The sequence below is a fragment of the Pseudomonas inefficax genome (assembly GCF_900277125.1).
GTDB lineage: Bacteria > Pseudomonadota > Gammaproteobacteria > Pseudomonadales > Pseudomonadaceae > Aquipseudomonas > Aquipseudomonas inefficax.
In genome coordinates, this window is the sequence record NZ_OPYN01000151.1 from 1 (window position 1) to 5,011 (window position 5,011).

Consider the following 5,011-nt stretch of genomic DNA (forward strand, 5'->3'; position numbering starts at 1 on the left):
GTTGGTCGCCATCCAGGAGCTTGAAACCGTAATACCGACCGTCACCGAGCCGCTCCTCCAGCCATGGGCGGAAATGCTGAGTCATGATTTGCAGCTTTTCCGGGTCGCCACCTGCCTCAAGAAACATCTCCTGGCGATGCGAGCAGATCATTTCTGCGTCAGCGGGCCCGACGGGCCGGCACTCCAAGCCTGAAAACTCTGCACATCCTTGTAGTTCGATCATCGTTTTATCCAGTGTCAGTGGCCGATTCAGGAGAAGCAGCCTATGGCACCTTCAGGCTTGCTTGCAATGTCCTGGTTCAATGCCGGCGCCGGCCAGACGGGTAGATTCGATTGTGTCGAGCGTTCACTGTAGGCGAGCCAGGGGATTTACTTACTGGCCGCAGGTTACGGCTGACCACACTCGACCCCGGGCAGCGATCCAAAGCGCTGTAGTCAGTACCGGCCTCAAGCTATGTGCAAACACCTGTAGGAGCGGTCTTGTGTGGCGATGGGGCGCGAAGCGGCCCCAGGTTTTCAGCTTCGCAGCAAAGATTGTCGGGGCCGCTGCGCGGCCCATCGCGACACAAGGCCGCTCCTACAAGGGCCAGTGCTGGCTGAAGAGATATTCAGGACAAGGAATATCACTAGCCCTCAGGCATGCGCTGTACCCGTTATAGATGTTGCCGCTTGAGCCCTGGCCGCCTACTTGGGATTCACGTTGCCGTTCCATGTCGTTGCCTCTGCAGCTCTCTGCGCAACCAGATACCTGCCGGTTCTACACCTTTTGCGCATCGCACCTCATAAGCACGGCCACTCAAACTACTTTTAGTGGCGGCAAGATCAATGAATTCTTCCGTGCTTTTCACCAGGTTCTTGCCTTCAAGATAATTCAGCTTCTGCTCCAGATGCGCTCGAGCCCTGGGGCCTGAGTATTCGACGCCGTTGCGAACAAACTTGCAGTCACTGTGTTCTACAAAATCCAGGAGTCCCCTGATTTCTTCAGTGACCTGAGGTGTGGCAAATACCCGCGTGTCAACGATTACCGCGATAACGCAAATACTCGCCATTATCAATCGTCTGATAAGCCGCCCCGGGTCTCTCATCCACATCCGCATAATTCATCCTTCCTGCGCTATAGCATCTTTTCCAGCCCTATCGTGCTGCTGAGCCATGAATTGAAGCGCCGCCACCAACCCCCCGGTTCTGTAGTCAACGTACGTTGTTTGCCATTATCTTCGGTAACCCAAACCAGATGATCATCTTCCAGCCGGGCCTGGTAACTGAGACCAGGTGCCATCCCCTCCAAGGCCAGTTCGCGTACCTGTCCGGCGAGCTTTGGATCGTCAACCAACACACCGACCTCTGTGTTCCACAACAATGATCGCGAATCGAAATTGAACGAACCGACGAACGCTTTCTGCTGGTCGAAAATCATCGCCTTGGTATGCAGGCTGGAGTCGGAGCTATTGGAGGATCCCTTGTGAAAGAGACTCGGCTTACTGTCGCCATGGTCACCGGATTGGCGGCGTAGCTCGAACAATCGTATACCGTGATCGAGCAAGGTCTTGCGATAAGGTGCGTAGGCACCATGCGTCGCGGGAACATCGGTTGCCTCCAGTGAATTGGTCAGCAAGCTGATCGACACGCCGGCGTCGGCACGACCTGTCAAATACACCACCCCTGGTTGGCCGGGTACCATGTAGGCCGAGACTAGAATAAGTTCCTTGGTGACGCCGTTGAGTTCGGGTGCTAATTGGGTGGCCAACAGTAAATACGGAGCGGGCTCGCCATCAGACAAAACCTTGCTCGGCGCATCCCACAACGCTTTGTTTCTGGCCCAAATCAACTCTCGGCGCCACTGATTCAGGTGTGGATGAGTGGTATAACTCATCAATTTCTGATAGAGCCCATGGTTTTGCTTGCGCGTTTGTTCCAGGGATTCGTCGAGCCGAGTCCGAAGATCTTTCAGATCTCTACTCGTCGGCTTGAACGATATGAACTGCTCGATTGGCTTGCTCAGGGCACTATTCCAGTACTCGTCATAGCTATGCCCCAACTGTTCTGCGACCGGGCCGACACTGAGCATGTCGATATCAGTAAAATTTATTTTTGGCTCGGCGTCGAAATACTCGTCTCCCAGATTGCGCCCTCCGACGATGGCCACACAATTATCCACCAGCCACAATTTGTTGTGCATACGACGGTGTTGCTGAGACAGGTTGAACAGCCGGCCCATCGTGCGTGTCACGACGGTGCTGCGGCCCAGGTGAAGAGGATTGAACACCCGGATCTGGATATGCGGATGCGTCGCCAGTGTCGCAATGGTTTGCTCCAGGTCATCGCTAGTGGTGTCATCCAGCAAAATCCTCACGCGCACCCCTCGGTCGGCAGCGGCGAGTAACTCGCTCAGCAGTATCCGGGTACTGATACCGTCGTGGACGATGTAGTACTGCAAATCAATGCTACTTTGAGCGTTGCGAATGAGCTCAGCGCGGGCTCCGAAAGCCTCGGCGCTATCGGGGAGCAAGCGAAAGCCCGATTGCCCTTGATGGGGTGCAACCTGGGCATTGATAGAACGACCGAACGCCGAAGCGTTGGCGGGCAAGGCCTGGCTAGGTTCGTGCGAGACACTGGGTGTAGCACAGCCAGTGAATAGCAACGTGAGTATCAAAAGAGCTGGCAGAGGCTGATTGATTCTCACGGAGCGTACCCCGGCTGATGGCGATAAGGGTGTCGGATCCCGAAGAATGGGCATTCCCTTACCACCAACATTTGGCCGTAACGACCGTCTGCAATGCGTCTTCGATCTGTGGTGTTGTTTTGAAGCTTAGTTCATCAAAAAAGTTCGCGCAGAGGCTGTTGTCGACCCGTAGCAGACATCTGTAACCGGGGCCGTTTCGCGGCCCATCGCCGGCAAGCGCGGTTTCCACAGGTACAGCGCATGCCTGAAGGCTGGTGATTTTCCTGTGGGCGCCGGCTTGCCGGTCGTCAGCTCCATCGACCTCCAATCCTGCTGTCCGGTCAACTGGGAGACCCTAGGCCGCGATGGTGAACCAATGGACGTCTCTGCTGACAATGAAATGTCGACCCGTAGTCATGTGGTCGGGCAACTGATCGTGGTGTTTTCCCTGATTCTGCTGTTGGCCCTGTTGCTGGGGCTGTTCTCCCTCTACCGCCTCGCCGAGGCGCTGGACGCCCGACAAGTGGAGCAAAGCCGCTTCTATGCTGAGTCCGCCATGGCCCAGTTGCAGAAGAATGACAAGACGTTCCTGCTGACCCATGCCAACTGGCAGGCCGCCTATGATCACTTGGGCGGGCAGGTCGATACACATTGGGCATACGACGAGGACAACGTCGGCGCCACGCTCTATAACTCCGATGGGTACGACGGTGTATATGTGCTCGATGACGACGGGACTCGGTACGCAATCCTGGACGGTAAGCTCAGCCAACAGGGGCTGGAGCGTCATACCGCCAGTGCTGGCAAGATCTTGCAGGAGGCTCGTCAAGCAGCGCAGCACGAACAGGCGTCGTCAGGCTACCTCGTGTTTCGTGGCCAGCCGGCGGTGTACGTCGCTGCGCTGATCCGCCCGCAAACCCAGCCCGCCCAACCGCCGGGACCAACCGCGGTGATGGTGTTCATTCGCGTTCTCTCGCCACAGGTGCTTTTGCCGCTGGGCCAGTCGGCGGGGTTGTCCGGCCTGGCCGTGGGCGATTCGGCCGATCAGCGCCAAGGGCGCGGTGCCCTGCCACTCGAAGGCAGCGGCCATACCTTGACGTGGGATATACCGCAGCCCGGCACCGAACTGATCCAGACGGTAATCGCACCCTTGGCTATTGCCGTACTGCTCATCGCGCTGAGCATGGCATTGTTTGCCCGCTATGCGCTCCGGGCCAGCACCAGGATCGATCGCAGCCACCGCGCCCTGATGACGTCCAGGGCTGCCCTGCAATCGAGCGAAGAGCGCTTCAAGGCCGTGGCCGAAGCCGCGTCGGACTGGATCTGGGAAACGGATGTGCTGCTTCGCCTGACCTACCTTTCGGACCGCTTCACCGAGCTCACCGGGCACCCCGTCGAAGCGTGGCGACAGCGCTCGATCACCGAGTTGCTATCGTGTGATACCAACAACCTCCGGACCTGCCTGCACAGCCTGGCTGCGGCAGGCTCTTCCGGCACGCTGCGCTGCCAGTACCAGGACCATCTCGGTCAACAGCGTATCTGCAGGATCGCTTCTCGCGCGATCGTGGCCGAGGGCGTCTGTACCGGCTTTCGTGGCACTTGCAGCGACATCACCGACGAAGTGGCCGCCCATGCCCAGATCCAGCACCTCTCTTTGCACGACGCCCTGACCGGCCTGCCGAATCGCAACAAGCTGTTTCGTTTCCTCGAGCAGTCGGCTCCTGGCGCCGAGCAACCCCAGGTGGCGCTGCTGATGCTGGATCTGGACAACTTCAAGCCGATCAACGACAGCCTTGGGCATCCGGCCGGCGACGCGGTGCTGCTCGAGGTAGCGATCCGCCTCGGCCAGGTTACCCGTGACAGTGATCTGGTCGCCCGTCTGGGAGGCGACGAGTTCATCGTCGTGCTCACCCGGCCAGGCGATCACGCAGACATGGACCGATTCTGCACGCGCGTGATCGAGGCGATCAAACGCCCCATTCAGGTTGAAGGGCATGTCGTGCAAGTGGGGGTAAGCCTGGGTGTGGTGCTGTCGGCCGAGTACCCTGGTACGCCGAGCGACCTGATCCGGCACGCCGACGTAGCCCTGTACAGCGCCAAGCAGGCGGGAAAGAACACTTGGCGCTTCTTTTCGGCACAGATGAACGCAGCATTGATGGAGAAGCGTGTGCTGGAAAGCGAACTGCGCGAGGGCATACCGCGTGGCGAACTGGTGCTGCATTTTCAGCCGCGCTTCAAGGTCGATGGGGTCTCGATCGCATCGGCCGAGGCCCTGGTGCGCTGGAAGCACCCGCGCCTGGGCCTGCTCCGCCCGGATCGTTTCATCCCGCTCGCCGAAGAGTCCGACCT

General features: G+C 58.5%; 3 protein-coding genes and 1 pseudogene. 1 reads left to right on the forward strand and 3 read right to left on the reverse strand.

The window, feature by feature from the left end; translation table 11 throughout:
* From JV551A3_RS17400 to JV551A3_RS17410, 3 genes and pseudogenes are all read right to left on the reverse strand, one after another.
* Positions 1 to 223 (reverse strand): annotated as a pseudogene (locus JV551A3_RS17400) (GNAT family N-acetyltransferase); the annotation flags it as partial.
* Between the two features lie 472 nt (positions 224 to 695).
* Positions 696 to 1,049, reverse strand: a complete 354-nt coding sequence (locus JV551A3_RS17405) for a YfeK family protein (RefSeq protein WP_235874596.1) — start codon at positions 1,047 to 1,049, stop codon at positions 696 to 698.
* A gap of 65 nt (positions 1,050 to 1,114) precedes the next feature.
* The gene (locus JV551A3_RS17410) at positions 1,115 to 2,683 is read right to left on the reverse strand and encodes a phospholipase D family protein (protein ID WP_133978988.1); all 1,569 of its coding nucleotides are present in this window, start codon (positions 2,681 to 2,683) and stop codon (positions 1,115 to 1,117) included.
* 277 nt (positions 2,684 to 2,960) lie between these two features.
* Between JV551A3_RS17410 and JV551A3_RS17415 the strand changes: the two genes are divergently transcribed.
* Positions 2,961 to 5,011 (forward strand): bifunctional diguanylate cyclase/phosphodiesterase (locus tag JV551A3_RS17415; RefSeq protein WP_235874597.1); only part of this gene is annotated, 2,051 nt, incomplete at its 3' end.

Bases quoted from the DNA above. Each gene is read 5' to 3' on its own strand.
- JV551A3_RS17405 (WP_235874596.1), bottom strand. From the start codon at position 1,049: ATGGCGAGTATTTGCGTTATCGCGGTAATCGTTGACACGCGGGTATTT.